Source organism: Hephaestia mangrovi (assembly GCF_019880555.1).
GTDB lineage: Bacteria > Pseudomonadota > Alphaproteobacteria > Sphingomonadales > Sphingomonadaceae > Sphingomonas > Sphingomonas mangrovi.
Genome location: NZ_JAINVU010000001.1, coordinates 71,996 through 88,181, shown reverse-complemented (window position 1 = coordinate 88,181; position 16,186 = coordinate 71,996). Strand labels below are relative to the sequence as shown.

12 protein-coding genes, 1 pseudogene and 1 other annotated feature are annotated in these 16,186 nt (G+C 66.6%); of the genes and pseudogenes, 5 read left to right on the top strand and 8 right to left on the bottom strand.

Annotation, left to right across the window (positions count from 1 at the left end):
- Positions 1 to 35: 35 nt before the first annotated feature.
- The 7 genes from K7G81_RS00345 to K7G81_RS00315 all read right to left on the bottom strand — a co-directional run bounded on the left by K7G81_RS00345 (position 36) and on the right by K7G81_RS00315 (position 6,327).
- The gene (locus tag K7G81_RS00345) at positions 36 to 212 is read right to left on the bottom strand and encodes a YezD family protein (RefSeq protein WP_223028768.1); all 177 of its coding nucleotides are present in this window, start codon (positions 210 to 212) and stop codon (positions 36 to 38) included.
- Entirely contained in the window at positions 209 to 1,267 is a 1,059-nt protein-coding gene (locus K7G81_RS00340; RefSeq protein WP_223028767.1) for a sulfate/molybdate ABC transporter ATP-binding protein, read from the bottom strand. Before K7G81_RS00340 ends, K7G81_RS00345 begins: the two co-directional genes overlap by 4 nt.
- Complete coding sequence (gene cysW / locus K7G81_RS00335; RefSeq protein WP_223028766.1) at positions 1,264 to 2,097, bottom strand: sulfate ABC transporter permease subunit CysW; 834 nt, start codon at positions 2,095 to 2,097, stop codon at positions 1,264 to 1,266. The genes K7G81_RS00340 and cysW overlap by 4 nt, the downstream gene beginning before the upstream one ends.
- Positions 2,097 to 2,978, bottom strand: coding sequence for a sulfate ABC transporter permease subunit CysT (gene cysT, locus K7G81_RS00330; RefSeq protein WP_439649516.1), 882 nt, complete (start codon positions 2,976 to 2,978; stop codon positions 2,097 to 2,099). Before cysT ends, cysW begins: the two co-directional genes overlap by 1 nt.
- 5 nt (positions 2,979 to 2,983) lie before the next feature.
- Positions 2,984 to 4,063: a sulfate ABC transporter substrate-binding protein gene (locus K7G81_RS00325; RefSeq protein WP_305038448.1), complete on the bottom strand. Its 1,080-nt coding sequence runs from the start codon at positions 4,061 to 4,063 to the stop codon at positions 2,984 to 2,986.
- Between the two features lie 71 nt (positions 4,064 to 4,134).
- Positions 4,135 to 4,587 (bottom strand): RrF2 family transcriptional regulator, encoded by a 453-nt coding sequence (locus K7G81_RS00320; RefSeq protein WP_223028764.1) that lies wholly within the window; start codon positions 4,585 to 4,587, stop codon positions 4,135 to 4,137.
- A 54-nt stretch (positions 4,588 to 4,641) separates the two neighbouring features.
- Positions 4,642 to 6,327, bottom strand: coding sequence for an SLC13 family permease (locus K7G81_RS00315; RefSeq protein WP_223028763.1), 1,686 nt, complete (start codon positions 6,325 to 6,327; stop codon positions 4,642 to 4,644).
- 605 nt (positions 6,328 to 6,932) lie between these two features.
- On the opposite strand from K7G81_RS00315, the pseudogene K7G81_RS00310 reads away from it, so the two are divergent.
- Positions 6,933 to 8,206, top strand: a pseudogene (locus tag K7G81_RS00310) (IS3 family transposase).
- Positions 7,217 to 7,312 (top strand) — a sequence feature (AL1L pseudoknot). Its footprint overlaps the pseudogene before it by 96 nt.
- Before the next feature lie 97 nt (positions 8,207 to 8,303).
- Here K7G81_RS00310 and K7G81_RS00305 read toward each other — a convergent pair.
- Complete coding sequence (locus K7G81_RS00305; protein ID WP_369411996.1) at positions 8,304 to 10,706, bottom strand: phosphoketolase family protein; 2,403 nt, start codon at positions 10,704 to 10,706, stop codon at positions 8,304 to 8,306.
- 264 nt (positions 10,707 to 10,970) lie between these two features.
- Here K7G81_RS00305 and K7G81_RS00300 point away from each other — a divergent pair, with 264 nt between their 5' ends.
- Genes K7G81_RS00300 through fabI form a run of 4 tightly spaced genes read left to right on the top strand, consistent with a single transcriptional unit; the run spans position 10,971 to position 16,180 of the window.
- The gene (locus K7G81_RS00300; RefSeq protein ID WP_223028762.1) at positions 10,971 to 12,812 is read left to right on the top strand and encodes a PHA/PHB synthase family protein; all 1,842 of its coding nucleotides are present in this window, start codon (positions 10,971 to 10,973) and stop codon (positions 12,810 to 12,812) included.
- 1 nt (position 12,813) lies between these two features.
- Entirely contained in the window at positions 12,814 to 14,217 is a 1,404-nt protein-coding gene (locus tag K7G81_RS00295; RefSeq protein WP_255586452.1) for a bifunctional enoyl-CoA hydratase/phosphate acetyltransferase, read from the top strand.
- Positions 14,214 to 15,410: an acetate/propionate family kinase gene (locus K7G81_RS00290; RefSeq protein ID WP_223028760.1), complete on the top strand. Its 1,197-nt coding sequence runs from the start codon at positions 14,214 to 14,216 to the stop codon at positions 15,408 to 15,410. The genes K7G81_RS00295 and K7G81_RS00290 overlap by 4 nt, the downstream gene beginning before the upstream one ends.
- Complete coding sequence (fabI, locus tag K7G81_RS00285) at positions 15,407 to 16,180, top strand: enoyl-ACP reductase FabI (protein ID WP_223028759.1); 774 nt, start codon at positions 15,407 to 15,409, stop codon at positions 16,178 to 16,180. Before K7G81_RS00290 ends, fabI begins: the two co-directional genes overlap by 4 nt.
- The last annotated feature ends 6 nt before the right edge of the window (positions 16,181 to 16,186 follow it).

Sequence of the window (16,186 nt, the reverse complement as noted above, 5' to 3'; positions counted from 1 at the left end):
ATGCTTCCGGTGGTCCGGTCAGCTTCATGTTGTCGTCAGGCGCCGAAGCGGCGCTTCTCGGTAATCTCAAGTTGCACGATCCGTCCGTCGTGGACGGTCAGCGCGATGGTGCCGAAGCGCAGGCCGTTCAGCGCCTCACGCAGCGCGACGATCGCCGGCTCGTGATCCGGCTCGGCGCGTGCGGGGTCGATGCGCGTCGGGGCAACGCTCATGCCGCGGCTTCATCTGGTTCGCGGGCGGGAAACAGCCGCGCGCGCGTCGGCACGATCGTAACGGTTGCGCCGACCGCAGGAGCGGTGTCCGGCGCAACGTCGAGTTCGATCACGTCGGCAAGGCCGGCAATCTCCGCTTCAACCCGGGCACGGCCTTCCCGCGGGCGCACCAATGCGACGGTGGCGGGCAGGCCCGCTTCCCCCTCACTCCCGATCCGCGCCGCGTGCGGCCGGAAATATAGGTCGCCGGCGCCGCGCAGGCCTGCGGTGTCCACTGCCACCGGGGTGCCGCGAAACGTGGCGCGACCGTCGGCGGCAACAACCGGCACGCAGTTCGATTCGCCGACGAAATCGAACACGAAAGCGTTGACCGGGTTGTCGTAGACTTCGGCCGGGGTGCCGATCTGTTCGATTGCGCCGTTGCTCATCACCACCACGCGGTCGGCGACTTCGAGCGCTTCCTCCTGATCGTGCGTCACGAAAATCGAGGTCAGGCCGACGCGATCGTGGAACTCGCGCAGCCAGTGGCGCAATTCCTTGCGCACCTTCGCATCAAGCGCGCCGAACGGCTCGTCGAGCAGCAGCAGCTTGGGATCGACCGCCAGCGCGCGGGCGAGCGCGACGCGCTGGCGTTGACCGCCGGAAAGCTGCGCTGGCAAACGCCTGCCGAGGTCGCCGAGCTGGACGAGGTCGAGCAACTCCTGCGCGCGAGCTTTGATCTCGCGCCGAGGCGGCCGCTCGCGACGCGGCCGCACCGACAGCCCGAAGCCGACATTCTCGGCGACGGTCATGTGCTTGAACAGCGCATATTGCTGGAACACGAATCCAATGCGGCGCTCGGCGACGCTCAGCTGCGTGATGTCCTCGCCTTCGTAATAGACGGTGCCGCGCTCCGGAAATTCCAGCCCCGCGATGATCCGCAGCAACGTCGTCTTGCCCGACCCCGAGGGACCGAGCAGCGCGAGAAACTCGCCCGGGCGGGCGCGCAGGTTGATATCGTGGAGCGCGGTGAAAGCACCGAAACGCTTGGCGATATTGGCAAGTTTCAGACTCATGGATGGCCCTTTCCGTGGACGCCGTAGCGCCATTCGAGGATCGACTTGAGGGCGAGCGTCGCCAGCGCGAGCAGCGCCAGCAGCGAGGCGACCGCGAAGGCAGCGGCGAAATTGTACTCGTTGTAGAGAATCTCGACGTGGAGCGGCATCGTGTTGGTCTTGCCGCGGATATGCCCAGAGACCACCGACACCGCACCAAACTCGCCCATCGCGCGGGCGTTGCACAGCAAGACGCCGTAGAGCAGTGCCCAGCGCACGTTGGGCAGCGTCACCTTGCGGAACGCCTGCCAACCGCTCGCACCAAGCGAGATCGCCGCTTCCTCGTCGTCGCGGCCCTGTTCCTCCATCAGCGGGATCAGCTCGCGCGCGACGAACGGGAAGGTGATGAAGGTCGTCGCCAGCACGATACCAGGCACGGCGAAGATGATCTGGACGTTATGGGCTTCCAGCCATGGCCCGAGCCAGCCCTGGGCGCCGAACAGCAGCACGTAGATCAGGCCCGCGACCACCGGTGAGACCGAGAACGGCAAGTCGATCAGCGTGATCAGCAGGTTCTTGGCCGGGAAGTCGAACTTGGTGATCGCCCAGCTGGCAGCCAGGCCGAACAGGACGTTGAGAGGCACGCTGATTGCGGCGACAAGCAGCGTCAGCTTGATCGCCGACAGCGCGTCAGGCTCGACCAGCGCGGCGCCATAGGTGGCGATTCCTTTCGACAGCGCCTCGACGAACACCGCGACCAGCGGCGCGACGATGAACAGCGCGAGGAAGGCGAAAGCCAGCACCATCAGCACGACGCGACCGGTGCGCGAGGGGGCGAGAGTGCCAGCCATCACGCCACACCCCGCTTGCGCGTCCAGCGCTGCAGCAGGTTGACGAACAGCAGCACGACGAACGCGGCGACCAGCATCACCGAGGCGATCGCGGTGGCGCCGGCATAATCGAATTGTTCCAGTTGGGTAACGATCAGGAGCGGCGCGATCTCCGATCGGTACGGCATATTGCCGGCGATGAAGATCACCGAGCCATATTCCCCCACGCCGCGCGCGAAGGCGAGCGCGAAGCCGGTCAGCAGAGCCGGGCCGATCGCAGGCAGAATCACCCGGCGGAACGTTTGCAATGGCGTCGCGCCGAGCGTCGCGGCGGCTTCCTCGACGTCGGCGCCGACGTCCGCCAGCACCGGTTCGACCGAACGCACGACGAACGGCAGGCCAATGAAGATCAGCGCGATGACCACGCCCGCCCGGGTAAAGGCGATCTTCACCCCAAGCGGCGCGATCAGCCCGCCGATCCAGCCGTTCTGCGCGTAAAGCGCGGTCAGCGCGATGCCGGCAACCGCAGTCGGCAGCGCGAAGGGCAGATCGACCAACGCGCCGATCAGCCGCTTGCCTGGGAAGCTGTAGCGCACCAAGACCCAGGCGATGATCAGCCCAGACACGGTGTTGACCGCGCCGGCGGCGAGCGACGCGCCGAAGCTCAATTGATAGGCGCGCAGCGCCCGCGTCGAGAACCCGACTTCAAGGAAATCGTGCCAACTCATGCCCGTCGCGCGCAGGAACAGCGCCGACAGCGGCAGCAACACGATCAGGCACAGCCACGCCAGCGTGAACCCGAACGTCAGCCCGAACCCGGGGATGACGCTGGGCTGCACGAATGACGAGCGGCGCGGTCGCCGCCCGCCACCCGTATCGACCGAGATGTCCGGCAGGTCCACGGGAGCTAGTGATGGATGCCGGCTTCGATCTGGTCGAACACGCCACCGTCGGCGAAATACCTGGCCTGCGCTGCCTGCCATCCGCCGAAATCCTTGATCGTGACGAGATCGAGCCGGGGAAACAGATTGCCGTATTTCGCCGCAACCTGCGGATCGCGCGGCCGGTAATAATGCCTGGCAATCAGCTCTTGCGCTTGCGGCGTGTAAAGGAACTTGAGGTAGGCGGTCGCTACGGCGTTCGTGCCGTGCTTGGCCGCGTTCCCATCGATCACGGCGACGGGCGGCTCGGCGAGGATCGAGATCGACGGCACGACGATGTCGAACTTGCCCTTGCCGAGCTCGTTCTGCGCCAGGAACGCCTCGTTCTCCCAGGCGAGCAGCACGTCGCCGATGCCGCGTTCGGTAAATGTGGTTGTCGCGCCACGCGCACCGGAATCGAGCACCGGCACCTGCGCGAACAGCCGCGAGACGTATTTCTGCGCCGCTGCGTCGGAGCCACCAACCTTCTTGCCATAAGCCCAGGCGGCGAGGAAATTCCACCGCGCCCCGCCCGAGGTTTTGGGGTTGGGCGTGATCACCTGCACCCCCGGCTTCACCAGATCGCCCCAGTCGTGAATGCCCTTGGGGTTGCCCTTGCGGACCAGGAACACGATCGTCGAGGTGTAAGGCGCACTGTTGTCCGGCAGGCGCGATTGCCAGTTGGGATCGAGCAGCTTGGTCTTCTGCGCGATCGCGTCGATGTCATAGGCCAGCGCCAGGGTGACGACATCGGCGCCCAGTCCGTCAATCACCGCTCGCGACTGCTTGCCCGAGCCGCCATGGCTCATGTCGATGGTGACACTCTGCCCGTGCTGGGCCTGCCACTGCTTCGCGAAGGCGGTGTTGATATCCTTATAGAGTTCGCGCGTCGGATCATAGGACACGTTGAGCAATTGGATGGTGGCGGCGCCTGCCTGATTGCCTGCATCCGACTTCGACGTGCAGCCCGCCAGCATCGCCACGCCGGCCGCCGTCGCCAGCAGCCCCGCCACCACGCGGCGTCGGGGAACCTCTGTCCCCGCAGCCTTATTGATTATCCGTGCCATGATCATCTCCGGCCTGTTTAAAAGCCTGTATACCCTATCTAGTGAATAGGGAATTGCAAGAGACGTTTGTTTCAGGCGCTCCGCCGCAGAAAATCGTCATTTTGACCGTGGCCGCTGTCGAGCGCGTCGGCCAGCGTGCGCGAATCAAGCACACGGCGATAGGCATCGTAGGCGCGGCCGAACTCGCGGCGGATGTCGCAGCGCGACTCGTCGATACAGTCCTCGCAGCGCCGATAGGATTGCCTCGACAGGCACGGGAGCGGCGCCAGCGGTCCCTCGAACAGGCGCAATACCTCACCGAAGCTGATCGTGTCGGCGGGGCGCAACATGACATAGCCACCGTTCTTGCCACGCCGGCTATCGAGGATGCCCGCCTTCTTCAGGTCGACGAGGATCTGTTCGAGGAACTTGTGGGGGATCGCGTAGCGCTGGGCAATGTCGGCGCTCGCCATCGCCTGGCGGTCCGATGAAGCCGCAATCGCAAGCAGCGCGCGGAAGGCATATTTCGCTTTGTTTGAGATCATCTGATTTCCTAGCTGGGCGCTAGGTTACTCCTTCGGCGCGTCGAGGGCAAATTGCTAGATCCAGAACAGCCATAGGGCTATCATCGCCACGACCAGCGACAATCCGACGAGCGGGAGACCCATCCGGGGAAAGTCAGTAAAGCGATAGCCTGCCGCGCCCATCACCACCGTGTTGTTGTGGTGGCCAAACGGCGTCAGGAAATCGAGCGACGCGCCGATCGCGACGGCGACGAGCAGCGGTTCGACCGGCATCCCGGCACGGCTCGCCACGCCTGCGGCGACGGGACTGAGCACGGCCGCGACCGATACATTGTCCACGAACGGCGTGATCACTGTCGCCAGCACGAGGATCGTCGCCGTGACGACCCACGGCTGCGTCGTATCGAGGTGACCGACGATCGCATTGGCGATGACCCGCGCGGCGCCGGTGTCCTGCACGGCCGCGCCGAGCGGAATCATGCAGCCGAGCAGGATGACGATCGTCCAATTGACGTCCTGCAACGCCTCGCGGAGCCGCAGCGATCCCGTCAACGCCATCGCGAGAACGACGCCGCCGAAGGCGATTTCCGGCGGCGCGAGACCAATTGCGGTCAGGATCACGCCGATCGCGAATATTGCTGCGCTACGGAATGCATCGGGACGCGCGCCGAGCGTCTTGCGCGGCAACAGCGCCAGCAACCCCGCGTCGCTCGCGGCGTCACGCATCGCCTGCCGATCGCCGGCGAGCAGCAGCACGTCACCCAGGCCGATCTGCAAGTCACCGAACATGCCTTCGATCCGCCGTCGCCGGCTGGCCAGACCGATCACCGTTACGCGATACTCCTCGAGCGCACTGGCATCCTCGATGCGAGAACCGATCAGGTAGCTTTCCGGCGTGACGACGGCTTCGATCCGCTCCGCCGCACGCCCGCCGAAAGTTGCTGCACCTGAGGCTTGCAAAGCTTCCAAATTCTCAAGATCTGCCTCAGCAAGCAGGATGTCGCCGCCCGAGATCTTGATATCGTCGCGCCGCGCAAACACATGTACGCCATCACGCATCACGCGGTGCACCTCGACCGCGTAACGCTCGGTCGCCCCCGCCAGCGAGAGGCCAATCAGCGGCGATTTCGGTGCCACATGCAGTTCGACGAGCATGTGACCCGGTGCGCTTTCCGGCGACGCCGTCTCCATCCCGTGGCGGCGCAACATCCGGGGGGCCACCAGGACCAGCCAGGCGATGCCCGCGACGGCCACCGGGCCGCCAACCGAGCCAAGGTCGAAATAGCCGAAACCGCCACCCGTCTGCGCGATCCGCCATTCGTTGACAACAAGGTTGGCGGGCGTTCCCGTCAGCGAGCACATGCCACCGAGCAGCGTCGCGAAGGACAGCGGCATCAGCATCCGCGCCGAAGGTGTTCTCAATCGATTGCAGACCGACAGCGTTACCGGAAACATCAGCGCCAGCGCGCCAATGTTGTTCATAAACACCGATACGGCCGCCCCGACCAGGCACAGCACTGCCAGCACCGCGCGCTCACCGCCGGCGAGGCCCACGATGAGCACGGCGAAACTTTCCACAGCACGAGTCCGCGCCAGCACCGACACCACGAGAAGGATCTCGACGACGGTGATCACCGCCGGATTCGAAAAACCGGCGAAAACGCCGGTCAGCGGAACCAGGCCGGCGAGATAAGCGATCGCAAGCCCACTGAGAGCAACCAGCTCAATGCGAAAGCGCTCGACGGCATAGGCCGCGAACATGCACGCCAGCAGCGCCAGGATCGCGACCTGATCGAGTGTCACCGACGGGAAGCCGCTTGCTCTGCCATTGGATGAGCATACGAACTCGCGATGCCCTGGCCAATCGCGCTCGCAATGCGCGCCGGGAAACCCTGCCTATCAGCGCATTGTGCACAACGCAGCCAGCTGGACTTCATTTGGTATCTAGAGCGCGTCAGCTTTTGGCGGACAGACGTCTGCAAGCGAACGGCCGAGAATGGGGCGCGTAGCAGAACGGCGGCTTCGCGTAATTGCCGCCATTCACCTTCCTTCATCACAATCCCAAAAACTTCCGTAAATTTCTCACCAGGCATGCCATGCCCGCTGGCCGGCTTCCACCGCAACGAACCAGCTGACGAGTCCGGTAAAATTCGAGCGGGTCACAGGTATTGTGTCCGGTCCAGCCTTACTTCCTGAAGTTGTTGATGCGTAGGCCATTCTCGAAGAAGCCCGATACTCTGCTCCATGAAGAGATAATCTTCCGCGCCTCCAGCCACGTCACAAACTCGACATTAATCGGCGTGTCCGAAAGTCGGGTGAACCGCGCCGGGTTTGTCGGAGGCCCCAACTCCTGAGAGTAAGGGGCTATGACAAGCAAGACGACGAACAAGTTTTCACCTGAGGTCCGCGCCCGGGCGGTGCGGATGGTGCTGGAACACGAGAAGGACCACCCGTCGCGCTGGGCGGCGGTAGTGTCGATCGCAGCGAAGATCGGCTGTGCAGCGCAGACGCTGCACGAGTGGGTGAAGAAGGCGGAGATCGATAGTGGCGCCCGCGCCGGCGTGCCGAGCGATGTCGCGGCGCAGTTGAAGGCCCTGGAACGCGAGAACCGCGAGTTGCGCCAGGCGAACGAGATTCTGCGCAAGGCGTCGGCATATTTTGCTCGGGCGGAGCTCGACCGCCCGTTCAAGCGATGATCGCGTTCATCGACGCTGACGAGGAACAGAAAACGGTTTAGGGAACCGTTTTCCTGAGGCAGCGTGCTGTTCATGGGGTCGAGCCGATCTGCAAGGTGCTGCCGATCGCCCCATCAACCTACCACGCCCATGTCGCGCAGCGACGGGATCCACTGCGCCTGTCGGCGCGGGCGCGTCGCGATGCTGCGCTCAGGATCGAGGTGCGGCGCGTGTTCGAGGCCAACTTCCGGGTCTATGGTGTCCGCAAGGTCTGGCGGCAGTTGCAGCGGGAGGGGTTCGATGTCGCCCGCTGCACGGTCGCGCGGCTGATGCGTACGATGGGACTGGCGGGCGTGATCCGCGGCAAGCCGATGCGTACCACGATCGGCGATCGATCAGCACCTTGTCCGCTCGACCGCGTCAACCGGCAGTTCCGCGCGCCGGCGCCGAACATGCTCTGGGTCTCGGACTTCACCTATGTCGCGACCTGGGCCGGGTTCGTCTACGTCGCCTTCGTCATCGATACGTTCGCCAGGCGGATCGTCGGGTGGCGAGCGAGCCGAACCGCCCATGCTGGCTTCGTTCTCGACGCCCTCGAGCAGGCCCTTCACGATCGCCGACCGACGCGCAGCGGCGGTCTCATCCATCACTCCGATTGCGGCAGCCAATACGTCTCGATCAAATACAGTGAGCGGCTTGCCGAAGCCGGGATCGAGCCGTCGGTCGGCAGTGTCGGCGACAGCTATGACAATGCTTTGGCCGAGACGATCAACGGACTCTACAAGGCTGAGGTGATCCACCGGCGTGGCCCGTGGCGCAGCTTCGAAGCCGTCGAATACGCGACGCTCGAGTGGGTCGATTGGTTCAACCATCGCCGCTTGCTCAAGCCCATCGGCAACATCCCGCCCGCCGAAGCCGAAGAACAATATTATGCTGCCGCGGACAACGTCGATATGGCAGCGTGACTCACATCCAACGGCCTCCGGCAAACCCGGCGCGGTTCAGCTATAGGGGCATGAGCCTTCGACCATAGCCATGATATCCAACGTCTGGTTCCAATGGTCACCCAGTAACGCCCTGCCAGTGCCATTCCTCGACCTCGGGCATGTCCTCGCCATGCTCGACGATATAGCTGTGGTGCCGGGCGAGCGCGTCGCAGAAATGCTGCCGCGCATGGCCGGCGCGCTCGCCGAGGTTCGGCACGCGGTCGATCGCCTCGATCGCGAGGTGGAAGCGGTCGAGCTGGTTGCGCACCACCATGTCGAACGGCGTCGTCGTCGTCCCTTCCTCGGTATAGCCGCGCACGTGCATGTTGGCGTGATTGGCACGCGCATAGGTCAGCCGGTGGATCATGTGCGGATAGCCGTGGAAGGCGAACACCACCGGCCGGTCGGTGGTGAACAACGCATCGAACGCGGCGTCGCTGAGGCCGTGTGGATGATCGCTCTCCGGCTGCAGCGTCATCAGGTCGACCACGTTGACCACCCGGATGCGCAGGTCCGGGCAATGCTGGCGCAGCAGGTCGACCGCCGCGAGCGTCTCCATCGTCGGCACGTCGCCGGCACAGGCCATCACCAAATCGGGCGGCGTGCCGTCCTCGTCGCTGCCGGCCCATTCCCAGATGCCGATGCCGGCCGCGCAATGCGCCTCGGCCGCGTCGGCATCGAGCCATTGCGGGCTCAGCTGCTTGCCGGCGACGACCACGTTGATGCGGTCATAGGTCTCCAGGCAATGGTCCATCACGCGCAACAGGCAATTGGCGTCGGGCGGCAGATAGATGCGCACGACATCGGCCTTCTTGTTGGCGACATGGTCGATGAAGCCGGGGTCCTGATGGCTGAAGCCATTATGGTCCTGCCGCCAGACATGGCTGCTGAGCAGATAGTTGAACGACGAGATCGGTCGCCGCCAGCCGAGCTGGCGCGTCACCTTCAGCCATTTGGCATGCTGGTTGACCATCGAATCGACGATGTGGGTGAACGCCTCGTAGCAGTTGAACAGCCCGTGGCGGCCGGTCAGCAGATAGCCCTCCAGCCAGCCCTGGCAGAGATGCTCCGACAGCACCTCCATCACCCGCCCGTCCTGCGCGAGATGGTCGTCATAGGGCAATGTGCGCTCCATCCACGCGCGGTCGGTGACGTCGAACACGGCGTTGAGGCGGTTCGAATTGGTCTCATCCGGCCCCATGATGCGGAAGTTGCGCGCCTCGGCGTTGAGGCGCAGCACATCGGCGAGATAGCGGCCGAAGGTGCGGGTCGCCTCGCCGCGCACGCCGCCCGGCTCGGGCACCGCCAGCGCATGGTCGCGCCAGTCGGGCCGGCGCAGCGGCTTTCGCAAGCGACCGCCATTGGCAAAAGGCGTCGCTCCCATGCGCTTGTCGCCCGCCGGCGCCATCGCCCGCAGCTCGGGCTTCAGCGCGCCTTTCTCGTCGAACAGGTCGGCGGGGTCATAGCCGCGCATCCAGCCTTCGAGCTGCTGGCGGTGCGCCTCGTCGGTGCGGGCGTTGGGGATCGGCACCTGATGCGCGCGCCAGAAACCCTCGACCTTCAGCCCGTCGACTTCCTTCGGCCCGGTCCAGCCCTTGGGGCTCCTCAGCACGATCATCGGCCAGCGCGGCATGGCGGGGCAGCCCCCCGACTCGCGTGCGTCGCGCTGGATCGTGGCGATCGCGTCGAACGCCTCGTCCAGCGCGGCGATCATCGCCTCGTGCATCGGCACGGGCTCGTGCCCTTCGACGAAGATCGGCCGATAGCCGAGGCCCTGGAACAGATGCCGCAGGTCCTCGTCCGACATGCGGCCGAGGATGGTCGGGTTGGCGATCTTGTAGCCGTTCAAATGCAGGATCGGCAGCACCGCGCCGTCATGCACCGGGTTGACGAACTTGTTGCCGTGCCATGACGCGGCGAGCGGCCCGGTCTCCGCCTCGCCGTCGCCGATCACGCAGGCGGCGACCAGGTTCGGATTGTCGAGCACCGCGCCCACCGCATGGACCATCGCATAGCCGAGCTCGCCGCCCTCATGGATCGATCCCGGCGTTTCCGGCGCGGCATGGCTGGGCACGCCGCCGGGAAAGGAGAATTGCCGGAACAGCCGCGCCATGCCGGCCTCGTCCTCGCCGACCTCGGGATAGATTTCCGAATAGGTGCCCTCCAGCCAGGTGTTCGCCACCATGCCGGGCCCGCCATGGCCGGGGCCGCAGATATAGAGCAGGTCGGCGTCGCGCTTGCGAATGATGCGATTGAGATGCGCGTAGATGAAGTTGAGCCCCGGCGTCGTCCCCCAATGGCCTAGCAGCCGCGGCTTGACGTCCGCCGGCGCGAGCGGCCGCTTCAGCAACGGATTGTCCATCAGGTAGATCTGCCCGACCGACAGATAATTGGCGGCGCGCCAATAGCGGTCGATCAGGGCGATTTCCGCCTCGGTGGACGTATCGCTGGCGATGACGGGGTGCGCGAGGTCTTGCACGGGGCCGACTCCTACTGGCCTTGGGAAATGCCGGCGACCGCGCCGCCGGCGCTTTCCCGGCTACCGTTCGAGCGGCGACGGTCCCATCCGGGATAGTCCTTAACCACCTGATCGCGGAACAGGTCCGGGCGCCCGTTGTTCCCCGCCTGTGGCGCCCGGCATCGGCCGACGCTGAGGGATATTACGGATGCTGCGCCGCAGCAACGGCGCCTAAGGCCCGGCACAGCCGGTGCGGCCTGCCGGCATGAGCGTCGCGAGGAAGACATGACCGCTACTCTGACCGAACCCGCCGCAACCAGCACGAAGCCGGCCCCGGCCGGCATCGTCCCCGCCCCGACCGCCGAGGCTCCGGCGACGCCCCATCCCCTGCCCCCGGCCTTCACGCCGCCGGTCGAGGACGAAGCCGACGGCGCGCTGTTCACCCGGCTCGACCAGTGGCTGCACGGCGCCGAGGGCCGACTGACCGGCGGCCTCTCCCCGCTCGCGCTCGGCATCGCCTCGCTGGAATGGGGCGTGCACCTCGCCAATGCGCCGTTCCGGCGGGCGGCGGCGGCGATCGACGGGCTGGCGACGGCCAGCGCCGCCGGCTCGGCCTGGTGCGGCGCCACCGAGATCGCGCCGGGGCCGCACGACCATCGCTTCACCGCCGAGGCGTGGAGCCGCTTCCCGTACCACGCCATGGCGCAGAGCTTCCTGCTCGCGGAGGACTGGACCGACCGCATGATCGCCGGCGTGCGCGGGGTCAGCGCGCCCAACGAACGCATCGTCCGCTTCGCCGCCCGGCAGATGCTCGACGCTTTCTCGCCGTCCAACGTGCCATGGCTCAACCCCGAGATCATCGACATGGCGGTACAGACGCGCGGCCGCAGCCTGATCGAGGGTTTCGCCAATTATCTCGCCGACATCACCGCCTTTGCCGAAACCGGCGCACCGCACCCCAGCGCCAGGCCGATGGTGCTTGGCCGCGACCTCGCCGCGACGCCGGGCGAGGTGGTGTTCCGCAACGACCTGATCGAGCTGATCCAGTACACGCCCGCGACCGGCAAGGTGCGGCCCGAACCGGTGCTGATCACGCCGGCGTGGATCATGAAATATTACATCCTCGACCTGTCGCCGCACAACTCGCTGATCCGCTATCTCACCGAACAGGGCTACACCGTCTTCAGCATCTCGTGGCGCAATCCCGGCAAGGAAATGCGCGACCTGCCGTTCGACGCCTATCGCACCCAGGGGTGCCTCGCCGCACTCGATGCGGTGAACCGCATCTGCGGCCCGGCCAGGGTCCATGCGGTCGGCTATTGCCTGGGCGGCACATTGCTGTCGATCACCGCGGCGGCGATGGCGCGCGACGGCGACGACCGCCTCGCCAGCATGACGCTGTTCGCGGCGCAGACCGACTTCACCGAAGCCGGCGAGCTGCAATTGTTCATGTCCGAAGCGCAGCTCGCCTTCCTGGAGGACATGATGGCGCGCCAGGGCTATCTCGACGGGCGGCAGATGGGCGGCGCCTTCCAGCTGCTGCGCTCGCGCGACCTGATCTGGTCGCGGCTGATCCGCAGCTACTGGCTGGGCGAGGAAGACCAGCCCAACGACCTGATGGTGTGGAACGAGGACGTGACGCGGATGCCGGCGCGGATGCATTCGGAATATCTCCGCCGCCTGTTCCTCAACGACGACCTTGCCGAGGGCCGCTATCTGGTCGGGGGCCGGCCGGTCGCGCTGTCGGACATCCATGTGCCGATCTTCATGGTCGGGACCGAGACCGACCATGTCGCGCCGTGGCATTCGGTCTACAAGCTGCACCTGCTCAACCCCGGCGAGATCACTTTCGTGCTGACCTCGGGCGGGCACAATGCCGGCATCGTCAGCGAACCCGGCCATCCCCATCGCCATTTCCACATCGGCACGCGCGCCGCCGGCGCGCCCTATGTCGATCCCGATTCCTGGGTGCAGCAGACTCCGATAAGCGACGGATCGTGGTGGCCGGCCTGGACCGACTGGCTGGCGGCGCGATCGGGCGCGCAGGACCAGGCGCCGCCGGCGATGGGCGCGCGCGGCCTGCGCCCGCTCGCCGACGCGCCGGGCACCTATGTGCTGGAGCGCTGACATGGAGATGATCGAGAACCGCACGTTCGACGAGCTGGCGGTCGGCGACGAGGCCAGCGTCAGCCGGACGATGACCGAGGAGGACATCCATCTCTACGCCTATATCTCTGGCGACGTGAACCCCGCGCACATGGACCCGGCCTATGCCGCGACCGACATGTTCCACCATGTCATCGCCCACGGCATGTTGGGCAGCGGCCTGATCTCGGCGGCGTTGGGGACGAAGCTGCCCGGCCCCGGCACCATCTATCTCGACCAGAGCCTGCGCTTCACCCGGCCGGTCTCGCCGGGCGACACGATCACCGCCACGGTGACGGTGAGCGAGAAGCGGACAGAACACCAAATCGTCCTTCTAGATTGCGCCTGCACGAACCAGAAGGGCGAAACGGTCATCACCGGCGTCGCCACCGTCAAGGCGCCGACCGAGAAGGTCCGCCGCCCGCGCGCCGCGCTGCCCGACGTGCGGATCGCCGAGCACCTGCGCTATCGCCATCTCGTCACGCGGGCCGCCGGCGGCGCCCCGATCGCCACGGCGGTGGTCCACCCCTGCGACCCGGCGGTGATCGCCGCGGTCGCCGAGGCGGTCGATGCCGGGCTGATCGCGCCGATCCTGGTCGGGCCGCGCGCGAAGATCGCGGCGGCCGCCAGGACCGCCGGCATCGACATTGCCGCCTTCCCGCTGGAGGACACGCCGCACAGGCGTGCCGCCGTTGCGCGTGCTGTCGCGCTGGTGCATGACGGCACCGCCGCGACGCTGATGAAGGGCGCGCTGCACACCGACGAACTGATGCACGCCGTGCTCGCCGCCGAGGCCGGGCTGCGCACCGAACGCCGGGTCAGCCATGCCTATGTGATGGACGTGCCGGGCTATGCCCGTCCGCTGATCATCACCGACGCGGCGATCAACATCGCCCCGACGCTGGACGACAAGGCCGACATCGTGCGCAACGCGATCGATCTCGCCCATGCGCTGGGCACGGCCAATCCCAAGGTGGCGATCCTGTCGGCGGTCGAGACGGTCAACCCGGCGATCCGCTCGACGCTGGAGGCGGCGGCGCTGTGCAAGATGAACGACCGCGGCCAGATCAGCGGCGGGGTGATCGACGGCCCGCTCGCCTTCGACAATGCGGTCAGTCCCGAAGCGGCGCGCGAGAAAGGCATCGATTCGCCGGTCGCCGGCCAGGCCGACATCCTGGTGGTGCCCGATCTGGAGGCGGGCAACATGCTGACCAAGCAGCTCACCTTCCTCGCCGGCGCCGATGCGGCGGGGATCGTGCTGGGCGCGCGGGTGCCGATCATCCTCACCAGCCGCGCCGACAGCGAGCGCACGCGCATCGCCTCGTGCGCACTCGCCGTGCTGCTGGCGCGCGGCCCCGGCGTGGCGGCATCGCAGGCGGCGGCATGAGCGACGCGCTACTCGCCATCAATGCCGGATCGTCGAGCATCAAGTTCGGCCTGTTCACAGCCGGTGCCGACATCATCCCGCTCGCACGCGGCAAGCTGGAGGGGATCGGCACCGCGCCGCATCTGATCGTCCACGATGCGGACGGCCAAGTGCTCACCGAACGCCGCTGGGAAGACGGCGCCGACATGGCGCACGAGGCCTTTTTCGATGCGATCTTCGGCTGGATCGAGGGCCATCTCGCGCCCAACCGGCTGATCGGCGTCGGCCACCGCATCGTCCATGGCGGCGCCAGCTTCGCCGATCCGGTGATCGCCACGCGGGCGGTGATCGCCGAGCTCGAAGCGCTGTGCCCGCTCGCGCCGCTGCACCAGCCGCACAACCTCGCCGCCGTGCGCGCGGCGGCCGGGGTGCGCAAGCATCTCCCGCAGATCCTGTGCTTCGACACCGGCTTCCACCGCACCCAGCCGGCGGTCGCCACCCGCTTCGGCATCCCCCATGCGCTGGAGGAAGAGGGGGTGCGCCGCTACGGCTTCCACGGCATTTCCTATGCCTATATCGCGCGCCGCCTCGCCGAGATCGACCCGACGATGGCGCGCGGCCGGGTGATTGCCGCGCATCTCGGCAACGGCGCCAGCCTGTGCGCGATGGCGGACGGCCGCAGCCTCGACACGACGATGGGCTTCACCGCGCTCGACGGGCTGGTGATGGGCACGCGCTGCGGCGCGATCGATCCCGGCGTGCTGCTCTATTTGCAGCAGAGCAAGGGGATGGACGCCGACGCGCTGACCGACCTGCTCTACAATCGCTCCGGCCTGCTCGGCGTGTCGGGCGCGTCGAGCGACATGCGCAACCTGCTCGACAGCGACGCGCCGCTGGCCAAAGCGGCGGTCGAGCTGTTCGTCTATCGCGTCGCGCGCGAGGCGGGCGCGCTGGCGAGTTCGCTCGGCGGGCTCGACGGGATCGTCTTCACCGCCGGCATCGGCGAGAACGCCGCGCCGGTGCGCGCCGCGATCTGCCGGCGTCTCGCCTGGCTAGGCGTCGCGCTGGACGACGCCGCCAACGACGTGGGCGCCGCCGTCATCAGTACCGCCGACAGCCGCGTGCGCGTCCGCGTGGTGCCGACCAACGAGGAGCGGATGATCGCCATCCATGTCCGTGACCTGCTCGCGGCGACAGCGAAGGAAGCTTCATGACCGCAATCATCGATCTTGCCGGCAAACGCGGCCTCATCATCGGCATCGCCAACGACCAGAGCATCGCCGCCGGCTGTGCCGAGGCCTTCGCCGGTGCCGGCGCGACGCTGGCCGTCACCTATCTCAACGACAAGGCCAGGCCGTTCGTCCAGCCGGTCGCCGATCGCATTCATGCCGACTGGATGGCGCCGTGCGACGTGCGCACGCCCGGCTCGCTGGAAGCGGTGTTCGAGGAGGTGCGCACCCGCTGGGGCACGCTCGATTTCCTGCTCCATTCGATCGCCTATGCGCCGAAGGACGATCTCCATGGCCGGGTGGTCGATTGCTCGGCGGAAGGCTTCGCGCTGGCGATGGACGTGTCGTGCCATTCGTTCATCCGCATGGCGAAGCTGGCCGAGCCGCTGATGGCCGATGGCGGCTGCCTGCTCACCGTCACCTTCTACGGCTCGGAGCGGGTGGTCGAACATTACAATCTGATGGGGCCGGTCAAGGCCGCGCTGGAGAGCACGACGCGCTACATGGCCGCCGAGCTGGGGCCGAAGCGGATCCGCGTCCACGCCGTCTCGCCCGGCCCGATCCGCACCCGCGCGGCGAGCGGGCTCGACCGGTTCGACGAAATGCTCGAACAGGCGGCGAAAGAGGTGCCCGAGCATCAGCTGGTCGATATCGTCGATGTCGGCGCCCTCGCGGCGTTTCTCGTCAGCGACGCGGCGCGACGGATTACCGGCACCATCATCCCGGTCGACGGCGGCCAGCATATCGTCGGCTGAGCGCGA